The organism is Oxobacter pfennigii, assembly GCF_001317355.1.
GTDB lineage: Bacteria > Bacillota > Clostridia > Clostridiales > Oxobacteraceae > Oxobacter > Oxobacter pfennigii.
On the sequence record NZ_LKET01000043.1, the window covers coordinates 23,492 to 40,693 of the forward strand.

At 36.9% G+C, this 17,202-nt stretch carries 20 protein-coding genes; 13 read left to right on the forward strand and 7 right to left on the reverse strand.

The annotated features are described in order from the left end of the window. Positions 1-6: 6 nt before the first annotated feature. The 7 genes from holB to rsmI all read left to right on the forward strand — a co-directional run bounded on the left by holB (position 7) and on the right by rsmI (position 5,176). Positions 7-984 carry a DNA polymerase III subunit delta' gene (gene holB, locus OXPF_RS16370; RefSeq protein ID WP_054876308.1) on the forward strand — a complete coding sequence of 326 codons (978 nt, stop codon included), beginning with the start codon at positions 7-9 and terminating at the stop codon, positions 982-984. A 1-nt stretch (position 985) separates the two neighbouring features. Further along, on the forward strand, positions 986-1,894 hold the full coding sequence (locus OXPF_RS16375; RefSeq protein ID WP_054876309.1) for a PSP1 domain-containing protein: 909 nt from the start codon (positions 986-988) through the stop codon (positions 1,892-1,894). Positions 1,895-2,007: 113 nt separating this feature from the next. Continuing rightward, positions 2,008-2,178: a DUF362 domain-containing protein gene (locus tag OXPF_RS16380; RefSeq protein WP_054876310.1), complete on the forward strand. Its 171-nt coding sequence runs from the start codon at positions 2,008-2,010 to the stop codon at positions 2,176-2,178. A gap of 103 nt (positions 2,179-2,281) precedes the next feature. Then, a complete protein-coding gene (locus OXPF_RS16385) occupies positions 2,282-2,959 on the forward strand; it encodes a cytochrome c biogenesis CcdA family protein (protein WP_054876311.1) in 678 nt (225 codons plus the stop codon). A gap of 33 nt (positions 2,960-2,992) precedes the next feature. Beyond that, the gene (locus tag OXPF_RS16390) at positions 2,993-3,565 is read left to right on the forward strand and encodes a peroxiredoxin family protein (RefSeq protein WP_054876312.1); all 573 of its coding nucleotides are present in this window, start codon (positions 2,993-2,995) and stop codon (positions 3,563-3,565) included. Next, positions 3,555-4,340: a tRNA1(Val) (adenine(37)-N6)-methyltransferase gene (locus tag OXPF_RS16395; protein ID WP_242854436.1), complete on the forward strand. Its 786-nt coding sequence runs from the start codon at positions 3,555-3,557 to the stop codon at positions 4,338-4,340. The genes OXPF_RS16390 and OXPF_RS16395 overlap by 11 nt, the downstream gene beginning before the upstream one ends. After that, positions 4,340-5,176 carry a 16S rRNA (cytidine(1402)-2'-O)-methyltransferase gene (gene rsmI / locus OXPF_RS16400; protein WP_054876313.1) on the forward strand — a complete coding sequence of 279 codons (837 nt, stop codon included), beginning with the start codon at positions 4,340-4,342 and terminating at the stop codon, positions 5,174-5,176. The genes OXPF_RS16395 and rsmI overlap by 1 nt, the downstream gene beginning before the upstream one ends. Positions 5,177-5,211: 35 nt before the next feature. Here the strand turns inward: rsmI and OXPF_RS16405 are convergent, their stop codons facing one another. Continuing rightward, positions 5,212-5,460 carry an AbrB/MazE/SpoVT family DNA-binding domain-containing protein gene (locus OXPF_RS16405; RefSeq protein ID WP_054876314.1) on the reverse strand — a complete coding sequence of 83 codons (249 nt, stop codon included), beginning with the start codon at positions 5,458-5,460 and terminating at the stop codon, positions 5,212-5,214. Positions 5,461-6,253: 793 nt separating this feature from the next. Between OXPF_RS16405 and OXPF_RS16410 the strand changes: the two genes are divergently transcribed. Beyond that, complete coding sequence (locus OXPF_RS16410; protein WP_054876315.1) at positions 6,254-7,351, forward strand: HD-GYP domain-containing protein; 1,098 nt, start codon at positions 6,254-6,256, stop codon at positions 7,349-7,351. A gap of 46 nt (positions 7,352-7,397) precedes the next feature. Here the strand turns inward: OXPF_RS16410 and OXPF_RS16415 are convergent, their stop codons facing one another. From OXPF_RS16415 to OXPF_RS16430, 4 genes are all read right to left on the reverse strand, one after another. Then, complete coding sequence (locus OXPF_RS16415) at positions 7,398-7,883, reverse strand: hypothetical protein (RefSeq protein WP_160317248.1); 486 nt, start codon at positions 7,881-7,883, stop codon at positions 7,398-7,400. Between the two features lie 145 nt (positions 7,884-8,028). Beyond that, positions 8,029-9,150 carry an aminotransferase class I/II-fold pyridoxal phosphate-dependent enzyme gene (locus OXPF_RS16420; protein ID WP_054876317.1) on the reverse strand — a complete coding sequence of 374 codons (1,122 nt, stop codon included), beginning with the start codon at positions 9,148-9,150 and terminating at the stop codon, positions 8,029-8,031. Between the two features lie 74 nt (positions 9,151-9,224). Beyond that, positions 9,225-10,580: a PFL family protein gene (locus tag OXPF_RS16425; protein WP_423230586.1), complete on the reverse strand. Its 1,356-nt coding sequence runs from the start codon at positions 10,578-10,580 to the stop codon at positions 9,225-9,227. 15 nt (positions 10,581-10,595) lie between these two features. Next, positions 10,596-10,865, reverse strand: a complete 270-nt coding sequence (locus tag OXPF_RS16430) for an ACT domain-containing protein (RefSeq protein ID WP_054876319.1) — start codon at positions 10,863-10,865, stop codon at positions 10,596-10,598. Positions 10,866-11,162: 297 nt separating this feature from the next. On the opposite strand from OXPF_RS16430, the gene OXPF_RS16435 reads away from it, so the two are divergent. Then, positions 11,163-11,555, forward strand: a complete 393-nt coding sequence (locus tag OXPF_RS16435; RefSeq protein ID WP_054876320.1) for a bacteriohemerythrin — start codon at positions 11,163-11,165, stop codon at positions 11,553-11,555. Positions 11,556-11,720: 165 nt separating this feature from the next. On the opposite strand, the gene OXPF_RS16440 is transcribed toward OXPF_RS16435, so the two are convergent. Together OXPF_RS16440 and OXPF_RS16445 are read right to left on the reverse strand one after the other, a co-directional pair. Then, the gene (locus tag OXPF_RS16440; protein ID WP_054876321.1) at positions 11,721-11,951 is read right to left on the reverse strand and encodes a hypothetical protein; all 231 of its coding nucleotides are present in this window, start codon (positions 11,949-11,951) and stop codon (positions 11,721-11,723) included. Positions 11,952-11,967: 16 nt separating this feature from the next. After that, the gene (locus OXPF_RS16445) at positions 11,968-12,216 is read right to left on the reverse strand and encodes a hypothetical protein (RefSeq protein WP_054876322.1); all 249 of its coding nucleotides are present in this window, start codon (positions 12,214-12,216) and stop codon (positions 11,968-11,970) included. A gap of 229 nt (positions 12,217-12,445) precedes the next feature. On the opposite strand from OXPF_RS16445, the gene OXPF_RS16450 reads away from it, so the two are divergent. The 4 genes from OXPF_RS16450 (at position 12,446) to OXPF_RS16465 (ending at position 16,809) form a co-directional block, all read left to right on the forward strand. Continuing rightward, positions 12,446-13,024, forward strand: a complete 579-nt coding sequence (locus OXPF_RS16450) for a nucleoside recognition domain-containing protein (protein ID WP_054876323.1) — start codon at positions 12,446-12,448, stop codon at positions 13,022-13,024. Between the two features lie 12 nt (positions 13,025-13,036). Then, positions 13,037-13,573: a spore maturation protein gene (locus OXPF_RS16455; RefSeq protein ID WP_054876324.1), complete on the forward strand. Its 537-nt coding sequence runs from the start codon at positions 13,037-13,039 to the stop codon at positions 13,571-13,573. A gap of 88 nt (positions 13,574-13,661) precedes the next feature. Then, the gene (locus OXPF_RS16460) at positions 13,662-15,260 is read left to right on the forward strand and encodes an RDD family protein (RefSeq protein ID WP_054876325.1); all 1,599 of its coding nucleotides are present in this window, start codon (positions 13,662-13,664) and stop codon (positions 15,258-15,260) included. Positions 15,261-15,399: 139 nt separating this feature from the next. Beyond that, positions 15,400-16,809: an MATE family efflux transporter gene (locus OXPF_RS16465; protein ID WP_054876326.1), complete on the forward strand. Its 1,410-nt coding sequence runs from the start codon at positions 15,400-15,402 to the stop codon at positions 16,807-16,809. Positions 16,810-17,202: the final 393 nt, after the last annotated feature.

Sequence of the window (17,202 nt, forward strand, 5' to 3'; positions counted from 1 at the left end):
ATCAGTATGGTTTTTGAAGACATTGCAGGACAACATAGTGCTGTTTTAAGCCTTAAAAACTCCATTGAAAAGGGCAGGATAGCCCATGCATATCTCTTTTCAGGCCCGGATGGCGTGGGGAAAAGCATAGCAGCATCTATATTTGCAAATACATTAAACTGCAGGGAAAAGGGAGTCAACCCTTGCGGTCACTGCCCCTCCTGCATAAAAGCACAGGATAAAAACCATCCTGATATAATACATGTAAAAAAATTGGGAGGAAGTATCTCCATTAATGATATAAGAGAGCTTCAGGCAAATATACAAAAAAAGCCTTATGAAAAGGGAATCAAGGTATTCATTATTTATGAGGCTGATAAAATGACAGAAGAGGCACAGAATGCACTGCTAAAGACCTTAGAGGAGCCGCCGGGTCATGCAGTCATAATATTGCTTGCTGAAAAGCAGCATACTCTTTTAACAACGATTGCATCAAGATGCCAGATATTCAAATTTTCAAGGGCATCCCAAAGGGATGTGGAATTATTTTTAAAAAAGCAGTGCGTAGATGAAAAAGAAATAAGATACATTGCCGCCCTTTCAAATGGTATAATAGGAAGAGCACTTGAAATTATACAGGATAATAGGGGGAAGAAGGACAGAGACGAGATAATTGAAATCATAAGAAAGTTATTTAAAAACGATACTTTTTATGTTTTATCAAAGGTTGACTACTTTTTAAATAATAAAGACAACATTGAATATATACTGGATGTAATGATTTCATGGTACAGAGATATTTTAATTTATAAAGAGACTAAGGATGAGAGCTTTTTGATAAACTTAGATAAAGAGGATATAATTATTGATGAATCTTCAAAGCTGACTTCAGCCAATATCAATAAGATTATAAACAGTATTAAAGATACTTTAAAAAATATAAAAGCAAATGCTAATTTTCAGCTTTCTATTGAAACTATGCTGCTTAATATACAGGAGGGTTAGAATGGTTACTGTTGTAGGAATAAGGTTTAAGAGCGCCGGTAAGATATATTACTTCGATCCGGATAATATACCTGTTGCACCCGGAGAATTTGCCATCGTTGAGACGGCCAGAGGAATTGAGTTCGGAGAAGTAGTGGTAGGTCCAAAGGATGTAAGCGAGGATGATATCGTTGCCCCTTTAAAAAAAGTGCTTAGATCAGCCACAGAAGAAGATGAGGAAAGGGATGCTGAAAACAAGGAAAAAGAAAAGCAGTCCTTTGATGTTTGCATTAAAAAAATTGAAGAGCATGGTCTTTCCATGAAGCTGGTGGATGTTGAGTACACCTTTGACAATAATAAAGTGATATTTTATTTTACTGCAGACGGACGTGTTGATTTCAGGGAACTGGTAAAGGATCTGGCTGCAATATTTAAAACCAGGATAGAATTAAGGCAGATAGGCGTTAGGGACGAGGCCAAGATGGTAGGGGGATTAGGGCCCTGCGGAAGGCAAATGTGCTGTGCATCATTTTTGGGTGAATTTGCTCCGGTGTCCATAAAAATGGCAAAGGAGCAGAATTTGTCCCTAAACCCTACAAAGATATCGGGAATATGCGGCAGATTGATGTGCTGCTTGAAATATGAACAGGATACTTATGAATTTATAAGAAAACAGCTCCCCAGAGTAGGCTGTATCGTAAACACCCCTGACGGAACAGGGGAGGTTGTTGAAAATAGCGTAGTAAAGGAAAGCGTTAAAGTGAAAATAGTGAATTCCGAAGGTGATGAAGAATTCAGGCTGTACCCCATCACAACTGTTACAATCATAAAAGGAAGCACCGAGGGTGATGCTACGGATGACAATATAGTAATTGAACAAAATGAGGATGTTACGCCTGAAGAAATTAACAATCTCTTTAAAGAAAGTTAGAAGAATTATTGATACCATTGACAAAAATGTACCAGACTTATGGACTTTTCATAATCATGGAATAGTGATAGAATAAGAATGGACATGCTATACTTCTAGGGGAGGTGAGATTCATGGCATATAAAATTACTGATGCTTGTATCAGCTGTGGTGCATGTGCTGCAGAATGTCCGGTAAGCTGCATAAGTGAAGGAGATTCAATTTATGTAATAGATGGAAGCACTTGCATAGATTGCGGAAATTGTGCAAATGTCTGTCCCGTTGGAGCCCCTGTTGGAGAATAATTAATTTTGTTTAAAAAAGACCTTCAAGGTCTTTTTTAATTTGTGTGTTTAAGCGGTTTATGTTATAATTTTACATACCTATATAGGGTATAGGAGGAATACAATGAAGAATATATCTTTATATCTGGTATTCATAGAAGGCATGGCATCATTTTTATCTCCCTGTCTTCTGCCTTTGCTTCCCGTTTATATAGGGTATCTGTCAGGAGAAGCAACCATAGGCAGGCAGGATAAAAGGGCCCTTATCATAAATTCCCTGTTTTTCAGCCTGGGGCTTACCCTTGTTTTTATCGCCATGGGAGCTACCGCCAGCGCTTTAGGCCAATTATTGAATGAATACAGATATGTGCTTATGAAAATTGCAGCAGTTGCAATAATTGTTTTCGGATTGTTCCACATGGGCATATTAAAGATAGGATTTTTATATAAGGAAAAGAGAATAAATGCAGTATTTAAAAAAAGCAGTATATTAAATTCCCTGCTGTTTGGAGCAGCCTTTGCCTTTGGATGGACCCCATGTATAGGGCCTATTTTAAGCTCTGTATTGTTTATAGCAGGTACATCGGAAAGCGCAGCCTTCGGAGGATATTTGCTTACGATTTATTCCATGGGGCTTTCCATACCTTTTATCATAACCGCAGCACTTATGGAATATATGGTTAAAAAGCTTAAACTTATTCAAAGATATAGCAGCATTATAAATACTGTAAGCGGCATTATTCTCATATTTTTAGGTATTGCACTATATACAGGATGGCTCAATAAGTTAACCCAATTTTAGCAAAGTAAGTCTTTACATAAAAAGGAGAAGTTTATGAAAAGGATTATATTCATATTAATCTCAATCTCAATGATTTTGACATCCTGTACAGTTTTAGGGAAAAAGGATGATATGAAATCAGTTATTACATCCATAGAACAGGAAAATACAAATAAGGAAAGCACAGAAAACGGAGTAAACAAAGAGACTGGAATCACCCAGGGAAAACAAGCCCCTGATTTCACTTTATATGATATTGAAGGCAATGAAGTAAAGCTTTCTGATTACAGAGGAAAAAAAGTTCTGCTTAATTTTTTCGGAGTATGGTGCATATGGTGTACAAGGGAAATGCCGGGCTTTATGAAGGTTTATAATGAATACAGGGATAAAAATATTGAGCTTTTGGTTGTGGATTACAATGACAGCTTAGATGTGGTTACAGAGTATCTTAAAGAAAACTCATTTGGCATAAAGCCTGTAATGGATACCGATGGCAAGGTAAGTCAATTATTTGCCATAAGGGGATTTCCCACCACATTTATAATAGATGAGGATGGAATAATAAAAAGAGTCCATGCAGGATACATGGAAGAAGATATGCTCAGAAGCATTATAAATGAATTATAAATCATACTGTTCATTCAATGGTGATAATATGGAAGCTAATATAAAAGAAAACGAGAGAATAGATGATCTGCAGCTTAAAGGTCTAAAAATTATACAAAATGTCGAAGGCTTCTGCTTTGGTGTCGACGCCGTGCTTCTATCCGATTTTGCTGAAATAAAAAAGGGACAGCGGGTAATGGATTTGGGTACAGGTACCGGTATTGTCCCCATATTGATGGCTGGAAAAACAGAAGCCGGTGAAATAATAGGCCTTGAAATACAAAGTGAAGTGGCTGAGATGGCTCAAAGGAGCATGCTCCTTAACCATATAGATCATAGGGTTAAGATATTTAACGAAGATATAAACAATGCTCTGGATATATTCGGAAAGGAAAGCTTTGATGCCATAACAACAAACCCCCCCTATAAGCACGGAGGGTCGGGGATAGTCAATCCCGAGGATGCCAAGGCAATTTCAAGGCATGAAGTCAAGTGTACCTTAGAGGATGTCATTTCAGTTTCATCAAGGCTTTTAAAGAATAACGGAAGGTTTTTCATGGTGCACAGGCCGGAGAGAATAGTGGATATTTTATTTTTAATGCGCCAATATAAGTTAGAGCCCAAAAGGGTTAGATTTGTCCATCCTTATCCCGGGAAAAGGCCCAATCTGCTTTTGATTGAAGGTTTAAAATACGGCAAGGCGTTTTTGAAATTTATGGATCCTTTATATGTATATGATGGAAATGGAAGCTATACAAAAGAGATAGATGAAATATATAGAAGAGGTGAGGCGTAATGGGAAAGCTTTACTTGTGCGGGACTCCCATAGGCAATTTAGAAGACCTGACCTTAAGGGTGATAAGGGTATTAAAAGAAGTTGACATAATAGCAGCTGAGGATACCAGACAGTCCATTAAGCTTCTGAATCATATTGAAACTAAAAAGACTATGATTAGCTATCATGAGCATAACAAAAAAGAAATGGGCCCCCTCTTAATTCAAAAGCTTAAGGAAGGTTTAAATATAGCTCTTGTCACCGATGCCGGTATGCCAGGTATATCAGACCCGGGAGAAGATCTGGTCAGGCTGTGTATCCATGAAGGTATAGAGGTTGAAGCAATTCCAGGGCCGACGGCTTTGATAACGGCACTGGTACTTTCCGGATTTTCTACAGGAAAATTTATTTTTGAGGGTTTTTTACCCAGGGAAAACAAAGGCAGGAAGGAAGTTTTGGAAACCCTGAAAGACGAAATCAGGACGGTAATAATATATGAAGCGCCTCACAGGATAAAAAATACATTGAAGGATCTGCTTGAATGCCTTGGCAACAGAAAGGTAGCAATTTGCCGGGAGCTGACAAAAAAATTTGAAGAGATATTAAGAGTCAGTCTTAAAGAAGCATTGCAAGTTTATGATAATAAGGAACCCCGAGGTGAATATGTAATTATAATTGAAGGAAAAGATAAAAAGGAACTCATTGAAGAACAGCAAAGACATTGGCAATCAATGAGCATTGAGGAGCACATTGATATTTACATAAAGAAAGGTTTTAATAAAAAGGATGCATTGAAGATGGCTGCCAAGGATAGGGGAATTTCAAAAAGGGAACTGTATAAATATACTATAGAATAGAAAAATAGGTGACACTTAATGTGTCACCTATAACTTTATATATCTTTGTCTTTTAATTCATCAAGGCATTTGCTGCATATATTTTTGCCTTTATACATAAGAACGTCCTTAGCTTGGCCACAAAATATGCAGGCTGGTTCATATTTCTTTAGGATAATCTGTTCACCGTCGACATATATCTCTAAAGCATCTTTTTCTGCGATATCCAGAGTTCTTCTCAATTCTATTGGAATAACAACTCTGCCTAACTCATCCACTCTTCTAACTATACCTGTTGATTTCATAAATTTCTCCTCTCGATTTCTGCAAATATCGACATATGTTATGTAAAAATAGTAACAAAAATTCCAATATAAGTCAATATATTTTTTTTAAATTTTTCTATAAAAAATATTTTTTTGAAAAATTTCATAAAAATGTTTATTGAATATATGGAATAAAAATAAGGAAATAGCAGTTAAAACAGCCTATATCAAAGCTCTCTGCCATTCAGTCCTATAAAAAAGAATTACCTTAAATAGTGTAAACCAAAAATTAAAACATGTAAATATCTAAGCTTTACAATATTTGATAATACACATAATTTCGACAAAGGCGTTATTTTTAAAAGTCATAAAAAATACTGTTTGATTAGCGCTCTGTGAATGTCTGCATAAATACTCAGCCAATCCTTACATTTGTAATACGACATGATTTTCTTATTTAGCGGCATAGAATATGTAAATTTATTTAAAAAATGAAATAAAATTCTTTATTATTTAGTTTTTGTACACAGTATGACAAAAGCTTTATTGAACAGGTATATATTTGATCTTTTAAGGGTTTACGGTTAATATGTAAATAATTAGTTTTATATTATATTATTAGCGATGTTGTATATTTTACGGATACAATATTAACTTCTTATTATGCTTTTTACTGAATAGTAACTTTTATACCGCGTTATATACACTGGCTTTTTTTAGCAAAATATTGTATAATATAAGTCACGTTGTAAAATTAGGTAAAATTATATCTGAAATTTGAAGTTTATACAATAAGTTAACATATGATAAGACAGACGAAAGGAAGAAAAAAATGCGACTCGTGCCTGTTAATTGTATAAAGGAAAACAGCATCCTTGCAAAAACCATATATGATAGAGATGGCAGAGTACTGCTGGCCAAAGGGTATAAGCTCAATAAAGATATGATTAAGAGGGTTGAATTAATTGGTATACAGTCTTTATATGTAAATGACAGTTACAGTGATTCGGAAATTGAAGATATCATAAAGCCTGAACTCCGTCAAAAAGCCATAAAAACCATAAAGGGCGGTTTCGAATTTTTATCAAAAAATAAGAATGCCACATACAAGGAAAGAAATGCCAAGAATAGAGATAAAATAATAAACTCTATTTCAAAGGTAGCCAATGAAATATTAGATGAGCTTTTAGAGCAAAAGGATTTGCTTATCAATCTTGTGGATATAAAGAGTATGGATAATTATACATATGAACATTGCATAAATGTTACTATTCTGTCTGTAATCATAGGAATTGAACTTAAATTTGACAGAAGCAGGCTTTTAGATTTGGCAATAGGAGCAATGCTTCATGATATAGGAAAAGTTTTTATGCCGGTTGACATATTACTTAAAAACGGGAGCCTGACTGACAGCGAATATTCCATTGTAAAGCTTCATCCCGTTGATGGTTATGATTATGTAAGAGATAATTTCGATATCAGCATGCTCTCAAGGAATATAATACTCCACCATCATGAAAAGGTGGATGGAACGGGATATCCTGACGGTTTAAAAGGAGAGAGCCTTCATGAATTTGCGAAGGTTGCGGCAATAGCAGATGTATACGATGCCTTGACCTCGGACAGGCCATACAGAAGAGCCATGTCGCCTAATGAAGCCATTGAATATCTTATGGGGGCGGCGGATAGGCACTTTGACTATAAAATTGTCAGCGCTTTCGTTAAAAAGATAGTGCCATATCCTATAGGAACTCTTGTAAGGCTCAGCAACGGCGACATTGGCGTGGTTGAGGAAATCTTTTCAAACATGCCTTTGAGACCCAAAATAAAAGTTGTAAAACAGTCCGTTACTTCATTTGATAAGAAGTATGTTGATTTAAGAAAAGAGTATAGCGTCGTTATAGAAGGCATACAATACGAAACTCCTTGAATGACATATTATTTTCTTTTAAAACTGCAAGCTGACCGTTTTGTATTTAATAGGTCCGGGAACTGGAGACGCTGTCCTTCATACCTATAGTAATACCTTTTATTTTATCAGAGTCAGTATCAATTATTATATAGGCATTTCCTTTCCAATACCCAGGATACCCTGGTTTTTCTCTTTTAAAGCCATGCTTGTGGATATTGTTCAAAACTTTCTTAAAATCTTCATCAATTGTGATATCAAACAGTGTATATTCTGGGCTGGAAATACTGATTTCAGATACTTTATGATAAAAATCCGTATCCTCATCGTTCAATAAAGTTAACCTAAGGCCTTTGCTTGGATAGGATAATATATAGCCTCCAAATCCCTGGATGTATTCATCTTCTTCTCCTATTAAGTTTCTTACTTTGCTGGCTGGCATCATTAATTTAATGCCATTTGCATGGATTTTTGGATTCACCTGCCAAACTAAAATATATTGACCATATCTGCAGCAAATAAAAATCCCCAATGATACAATCATTAATGACAAGATAGGCTTAAGTTTCTTTTTATACAAAGCTTCATACCCTTAAGAATAAAATTTTATAATAAAGACGCAGCCTTGCAATAAAGGTTCCGGTAAATTATCGCTATGAATTTTTTATGAGAAAGTATGGTTTTTCATAACTGCGAACCTATAGATTGTTTTGAATTTTAAAATACTCATGGAAGTGTTCAAGGGCTTCCGGCATATTATATCTGCCAAAGCCTATCCTGAAGTTTCTGCTGTTTGAATCATAATATGTACCCGGTAAAAGCAGCACGCCGCTTTTTTCAACCAGATCTATACAGAATTTTTCTATATCCACACCTGTTTTGATGCCGGGAAAACCTATAGAACCGGCTTTTGGCCTGACCCAGGTAAAAAAATCACTATACCTTTCAAAAAATGCATCCAGCAATGTAAGATTTCTTATAACTATAGCTTTGTTCCGCTCTATTATTTTTTCCTTGTTCTTAAGTGCGATAATGGATAAAAATTCGCTGGGAGCGCTGTTGCATATGGTGGTATAGTCTTTAAAGGCAGCCATATTATTGTAGCTCTCTTTATTTTTTGTCGCAATCCATCCGATTCTCAGTCCCGGAAGCCCGAAAGTTTTGGACATAACCCCCAAAGATACTGCGTTATCATATATGTCACAGGCAGCAGGAATCCTGTCTTTTTCATCGTATTCCAAATATCTGTATACTTCATCGGAAAAAAGAAATATATTGTGATGTTTTGCTATATTTGTAATTTCATATAATTTTTCTTTGCTCATAAGGTAGCCTGTAGGATTGTGGGGGCAATTAATAATTATAGCCTTTGTATTTTCTTTTATGTTTTCCTTCAAAAATCCTATATCAAGCTCCCAGTTATTTTCTTCCTTTACCTCCCATTTTGTTATTTCACATCCTATTGAATGGGCTATTTCAAAAAGGGACTGATAGCAGGGATAGTGTACTATAATATGATCCTTATATTTCAAGACAGCGTTCATGAAAGTAAAAATTGCTTCTTCGGCACCTGAATGGACGAGTATTTCTGAAGCTGAGGTCTTTTCATAAAACCTGGAAATCTCTTCCTTAAGAACAGGATTACCCTGGGACTCTGTATAACCCAGCCAGTGATTTTTAAATTCATCTTCGGATCCTTTCTCTAAAGATAGAAGCTCGCCTATAGACATGGACTCACAGTCTGAAGTGCATAATAAAAAGGATGTATTGAATTCGTAATTAGCGAAGTATCTTTCCAGCTTGAAGGGAGCTATTTTCATGATTTTATCCTTCCTTTCATTAAAATATAAGCAGAGGTATATTTTGTCACCTCTGCTATCATGCTCATTTATATTTAATTTCTGAGGCTGTGTATCGGTGCGGGTATTCTCCCGCCTCTATTGATGAATTTTTCGCTTGAAAATTTATTTACTGCCATAATAGGCGCTCTGCCTAATAATCCGCCGAATTCAACACTATCCCCCACGTCCTTGCCAGGGGCAGGGATAATGCGTACAGCCGTGGTTTTGTTATTTATAACTCCAATGGCAGCTTCATCGGCAATGATACCTGCTATGGTTTCCGCACTGGTGCTTCCAGGAACGGCTATCATATCCAATCCAACGGAACATACACAGGTCATGGCTTCCAGCTTTTCAATGGATAAAGCCCCTTTTTCAACGGCATCAATCATACCTGCATCTTCACTGACGGGAATAAATGCTCCGCTTAATCCTCCCACGTGAGATGATGCCATGGTGCCGCCTTTTTTAACCGCATCGTTTAAAAGAGCCAGCGCAGCAGTAGTTCCTGGTGCTCCGCAGCTTTCCAAACCCATCTCTTCCAGTATATGTGCAACGCTGTCACCGACGGCTGGAGTGGGGGCTAAGGATAAATCCACGATTCCGAAGGGCACATTAAGCCTCTTGGAAGCTTCTTGTGCAACTAACTGCCCGATCCTTGTTATTTTAAAGGCTGTCCTTTTGATGATTTCGGCTACCGTATCAAAATCCGCATCCTTAAGGGTTTCCAAGGCAGCCTTTACAGTTCCGGGGCCGCTTACTCCCACATTTATTACACAGTCCGGTTCACCGACGCCATGGAAGGCGCCTGCCATAAAGGGATTGTCTTCAGGGGCGTTTGCAAATACAACCAGCTTTGCGCAGCCTAAGCCGTCCCTGTCGGCTGTGAGGTTTGCCGCTTCCTTTATTATCTGTCCCATGAGCTTGACGGCATTCATATTTATTCCTGTTTTCGTGGTGGCTACATTAACGGAGGCACATACTCTTTCAGTTATATTCAAAGCCTCGGGTATGGACATTATGAGCTTCCTATCTCCGTTGGTATATCCTTTATGGACCAGGGCTGAAAATCCGCCTATAAAATTCACCCCTACAGTTTTAGCAGCATTATCAAGGGTCTGAGCAAATTTTACATAAGTTTCTTCATTACTTGCCTCGGCAACCAAAGAAATGGGAGTGACGGATATTCTTTTGTTTATTATAGGAATTCCATACTCGGATTCTATATCCTCGCCCACTTTAACAAGCTTTTCGGCATATCGGGTTATCTTATCATATATTTTAGAACGGGCTGTATTACCATCGGAATGACAGCAATCCAAGAGGGATATGCCCATGGTTATGGTGCGGATATCCAGCTTCTGCTTATCGATCATGCTGATGGTTTCCATTATCTCTGTGGTGTTTATCAAAATTTTTACCTCCTAAATGCGGTGCATGGAATTGAAAGTGTCTTCTCTTTGAATTCTTATAGAAATTCCCAAGTTTTCGCCTACTGAGTTCAGGCTGTCCTTAAGTTCTGTAAAAGATATATCCATTTTTGATAAGTCTACGAGCATAATCATTGTAAATATGTCTTGCATAACTGTCTGAGTAATGTCTAAAATATTGACATTTTTTGCTGCCAGCAGGGTGCTTACCCCTGCAATTATACCAACTTTATCATTTCCTATAACGGTTATTATGCCTCTCATTTTATCCACTCCTTGAGATTAGTTGTAATTATATTATCACTAACTGGCGGTTATGCCAATATTACATTATATTGTTTTAATATTCTATATATATTATTGATTAATTTATGTAGTTTGTTTTGAATTTCCGGTAGACAAGAAAGGATATATGCTGTATATTATTGTCATAATATATCATATCAGGAAATAATGATTATATTTGGTTCGATGAAATAATTTTGCTTAGGTTATGGTCATGTATATATTTCATGAACATAAATTAAATTCATTATTTCATTATGAGGGAGCGTGATTTAGATGATAAGATGGAAGGACGAATACAGCATTGGTGTAGCCCGTATTGATGAGCAGCACAAGAAACTTTTTGAAATAGCAGACAGAGCTTTTGAACTTATGAAGAACCAATTCTATACCGATAAATTTGATAAAATTGTTGAGATATTGGAAGAGCTTAAGGATTATACGGTTTTCCACTTCAAGTTCGAAGAAGAATTTATGCAATCCAGAGGATATAAAAAGTTCCTGTCCCATAAAGTAGAGCATACCGATTTTTTAGAGAAGGTAAACAGCATAGATTTAAACACTATTGATAACGACCAGGATAAATACATAATGGATATATTGAACTTTGTGGTGGATTGGATAGACAAGCATATCTTAGAAAAAGACAAGCTTATTATGGAAGAATAATAAAAACTCACCTGCTATAGCAATCAAGGATTGCTAGCGGGGAACCTTGTTGCTGCACAATAAGAATATATACCAGTCCATAGATTACCGGCGGTATTAAGGAACATTGTTCTTCGTAATAAAAAAGAGTATTGTAAAGCCTTAAAAGCTTTCAATACTCTCTTTTTATTCATTTTCAATAATTCCTATACCAACCAGCATTTTGGTTAATTCCTGAAGGGAGCTGTTAAAAGAAGAAAATTTCTGGCGAAGAATTGTACAATCTTCCTTTATGACATTTCCTTCATCGTCGGTTTTTATATTCTCCAGCTTTTTTTCAAGCTCATTTATCGTGCTTATTGCTTTGGAAATTTCGGTATCGATTATCTTCAGCTGTTTGGATATATCTTTTTCCAATATCACATTCCTCCGGTTAATTATACATAGAGTCCTTCTTCTTTGTTTTTTTCTTTATTTCTTCAAGGTATGGGGCATGGAACTCAAAGGATTTTTCATGACCACATTTTGAACAGGCACAAATCAATATATCATACATACTATCGTCTTTGCTTACTATTTCCTGATAATTATGGAGATATTCGCCGCCGCAAACTTCACATGGAGTAAGCCGAATAATTTCATATTCGCTCTCTACGTACCTCATAACTTCTTGTGAATTCATAAAATCCCTCCTTAACATGTTATTTATACATGGCTTATACAGGGGACTCTTAACCATATGAGATATTGTACTACTATTATAAATCATATTCAATAAAAAAGCATTTAATTTATATTTTCTCATAAATTTATTTACTGCAATAATTATACCTTATGTTCTCATATATTTATAAATAGAACGCAGAGGAGAGGTCTTCTCTGTATAAGTAATTTTAGGAGGTATTACAGTAGTGATAAATATTATCTGGTTTTTCATGATATTTATAGGTTTTTTTCTTTCCTTTTTAAACGGCAGTACGGACGCTGTAACAAATGCTGCTATGAAAGGCGGCGCGGCAGCTGTCGAACTCACAATAGGATTGATGGGTATTATATGCATTTGGTGCGGTGTAATGAAAATAGCTGAGAAGTCAGGGCTTACGGACATTATAGGAAAAATATTGACTCCTTTTTTAAAGCTCATTTTTCCCGGCATTCCCTCAGGCCATCCTGCCATGAGCGCCATTATAATGAACATGGCTTCAAATATGCTGGGGTTATCCAATGCAGCCACCCCTTTTGGAATAAAGGCCATGGAGGAGCTTCAAAAGATAAACGCCAATAAGGATAAAGCAACAAATTCAATGGTAATGTTTCTTGTTATTAATTCCGCTTGTTTGCAGCTTATTCCTGCTACCATTATATCATTAAGAGCTGCAGCAGGTTCCAAAAACCCCTCGGAAATAATTTTTACTACAATAATGTCGACAGTTATAGCAGCAGCAGTGGGTTTTATATCCTGTAAGCTTCTTGAAAAAAGCTATGAATAGGAGGGGTATTCTATGGCAGCTATAATAAAGCAGTTTACCATATACACCGTCCCCTTTATCATATTGGGGGTGCTTATATTTGGTTATTTAAAAGGGGTAAAGCTCTATGAGGTATTTGTGGAAGGTGCAATGGAGGGTTTTAATATATCCATTAAGATACTTCCCTATCTGGTTACCATGCTCTTTGCCATAGCCATTTTAAGAGAATCAGGTGCGCTGAACCTTATAACGGCAGCTTGTGCCCCGGCGTTGAAATTACTGGGAATCCCTCCGGAGGTTCTTCCCCTGGTATTGATGAAACCAATGTCAGGGAGCGGCTCATTGGGCATAACGGCAGAGATAATACAAAAATACGGTCCCGATTCTCTGATTGGGAGGATAGCATCTACCATGATGGGCTCAACAGAGACCATATTTTATACCATGGCGGTATACTATGGTGCCATAGGGATAAAAAAAATGCGGCATACGTTAATAAGCGCTATTTTAGCCCATGGAGCCGGAGTTATAGCATCCTGCATTATTTGCAGAATGGTATTTGGATCATGAACATCAAATGTAAAAAGAAGGAAAATATGGATAATGTATAGAATATTGTTTTCTAGGGCTTAATTTTCTAAATGAAAGGGGTAAGCTTATGGGAAATAATTTTGAGACGGATGTAAAAAAGACAAGCGCTTCTTTATATAAATCCATTGATTATAGCGGCTTTATTGAAAGGGCTTTTGCAAGAGGAGCAGATTTTGCCATTGCAGCGGCAGCAGGATATTTTATATATAAGCTCGAGGGAATTACCTTTGCTTTGCTCTTTGGTTTTATTTTCGATATGCTCCATAGAATTATATTTACTTATATTTGGGGCGCTACTATTGGGAAGTTGTTATTTGGGGTAAGGGTGATATCCAGAAATTCCGGCAAGCTTGTCTTAGGCCAGGTTATAATAAGGGAATTTTCTAAATACATATCAGGAGCATTCCTGAATTTCGGATACATTACAATTATATTTAGCAGAAGAAAAAGGTCGTGGCACGATATGGTAGCCTGTACTGTAGTTACATCAGGGGGGAGGGATGAGGCCATATATGCCAGAAAGGTATATAAAGACAGTCCGGAAAAATGGAATATGCCTGCTTCGGCATCTGTAACATTTATATTTACAGCTGCATTGATTTTTTTAGTAATTAAAACTTCAGCATATATTCTGCATGATATCGGAATGATTGGCTTTGTACCTGTAAGAGATACTTATCCCGAGGAATTTACATATAATGTCCCATCTTCGTCTATTGTGTCCGACAGCTTCATTAAAGATATAATACAATTAGGAGATACAGATGGTGATGGGAATTATGAAGTTTTCAAGGAAGGCATAAAGATGGGAGAGACATCCATTAATGACATACGCTTTCTTTCAGGAAAGCCTGCAGACGGGAAATTAGGAATTTTAACTGAAAACAGAGTAATACAATACAGGTTATTGGATATGAATCTTGATAAAAGGGATGAATTGGCTGTTCTTTATGAGGATAAGAGCATAAGCATTTACAGTCTGATAGAAAGCAGCAGGGAAATAGCAAAATTCGGACCTATAGGCTTAGAGACAATCATTTCCGTATTTAAGGGAAGGCTTCAATCCAATGGTCCCTGCAGTTTTTACATACTTGGGGATAAAAATAAACTGTCTGTTGTAAATATTGTAGAGGGTAAAGCCGAATGCAAAGATTATATACTTCCCGGCTCTTATAATTTTATCTCTGCAGACATAGGTATCTTTAATGATGAGGGTTATTTAGCAGCTGTGACGGAGGATAATAGGCTTGTATTTTACAGCTTTGACGGCAATTTCTTTAACATAGACAAAGAAATGGACATGAATATAAAGGGAAAAATCAATATAACAATCAAGGATATAAATGCAGATGGCAAAAATGAGATGGTTGTTATGTCACCATTAGCAAGTGACAGGCATAATGGTGTTTTTGCGGCCTATGATGTATCGGGAGATAAAATTAAAAAGATATGGGAAGGCGGAAGAACCTACTATCATGAAAAACAGGATATAGTTTTTTTCCTTGCCGACGGTGCTGACGTGGATAAGGATAAAAGATTTGAAGCTTATCTGGTTTCACCAGGTATATCAGGAGATGCCGGCAAGACAGCCTTGTTTATGTTCGAAAGCGACAATAACTTATTTAAAGCAAATGACATTTTAAGGGCTTTAAGTTTTAATCGGTAAAAACCACGGTTAATACAATGCAATTTGTTATAATACAAAATAAAAAGCCATACCGAAGAAATACATGATTTGACAAAAACTTATAACAGTATTATAATCCAATATATGTAAACAGACGTCAAAGAAAGAAGGACTATAATTGAAGGAATTGAATTACAAATCACACGCGGCTCCATCCGAATCGGGTTCCATAAGGCGGGAGATTTTAAAGATTACTATCCCTGCATTTGTGGAACTTGTCATGTCAACGCTATTTGGCATGGTGGATATGATTATGGTGGGTCAATTGAGTCCTGCCGCCATTGCCTCCGTCGGGCTGACCAATCAGCCTTTCATGCTTCTCCTCGCAGTATTTGCAGCCATAAATGTCGGTACAACTACATTAGTAGCCTGGAACATAGGCGCAGGAAACCGGGAAAAAGCCAACGACGTTGCCCGCCAGACTGTAATTATAAATATTATTCTGGGGTTAATAATGAGCAGCATAGGCTTTATTTTTTCGCGGCAAATTATAATTTTTATGGGAGCAAACGCAGATACCATAGGTTACGGAACCTCATATTTTAGAATTGTAGCTGCAGGACTTGTTTTTCAGGCTGTTTCCCTTGGTGTAACCGCTGCCCTTCGCGGCGCCGGTGAGACAAAAATTCCTATGATGTACAACGTTGGGAGCAATCTGTTAAATGTTTTTGGAAATTATGTGCTCATTTACGGGAAATTCGGTTTTCCCGAGTGGGGTGTTGCCGGAGCTGCCGTTTCAACATCTCTCTCAAGGCTTTTAGCATGTTTTATAGCGTTGTATATAATATTTTTCTCAAAGCATTCCCGTGTAAAGATTAACATAAGAAGCATGTTGAAAGTTGATACGGAAATAATTAGAAAAATGTTTTCCATAGGACTTCCAGCAGCAATTGAACAATTTATTCTGCAAAGCGGGCTTATGATTTTTGCCAGGACGGTATCCACTATAGGTACTGCAGGTTATGCCGCTCATCAGATAGGACTTAATATAAGCGGCCTGACCTTTGCACCCAGCATGGCCTTTGGTATAGCTGCCACCACACTTGTAGGCCAAAATCTTGGTGCCAATGACGAAGAAAAGGCCAAACAGTGCGGGGACATTGTGCATCATATTTCCATGGTTATAGCTTGTATAATGGGCCTTATATTTATTTTGTTTTCCTATCCGATGGCCCTCTTATATACAAAAGATTTGGAAGTTGCGGCCATGGCGGGGATGGTTTTAAAAATAATGGCATTGGCCCAGCCCGGTCAATCAACTCAGCTGACCTTAGCCGGCGCCTTAAGAGGTGCAGGAGATACTAAATATCCATTATATGCTTCGTTTTTAGGGATATGGGTATTCAGAGTAGGGATTGCCTATATCCTGGTTAATGTATTGCATTTCGGACTTATAGGGGCCTGGGTGGCATTGACGCTAGACCAGTATACCCGTTCTGCCATTATATATCTCAGGTACCGTTCAGGCAAATGGAAGTATATAAAGCTGCGTTCCCAGGAAGAAAAAGAAACTTTAAAAATATCCTGATTATTAGAGGCTTCAAAATTTCGAACACTCAATTCGCTATGTTCGAGCTCTGCAAGTTCTAAGGCTCCCTGCCTTGAAAATACAAGAATTTTTGATAACTCACTTTCGCTCAAACAATCAAAAATTTTAAGCATTTTCTGCGGCAGAGCCGCCAAGAGCTTTTAAAGAACTCTCACAATGCTTATTTACGTTGTTCAAAATTTTGAAGCCTTCTTTCTTTTTTGTATAAAAGATATAATTTACAAAAGCTTCAATTAGAAGATATTATTTCTATTTGCAAATGTACATAAAGCATTCTATAATTCGCAAGAAGAATTAATTTTTATAACAAATTTATGAAGGCCAACAGATAATCAGGACGTCTAATATGGTGTGAGGGAAAAGGAGGTGACG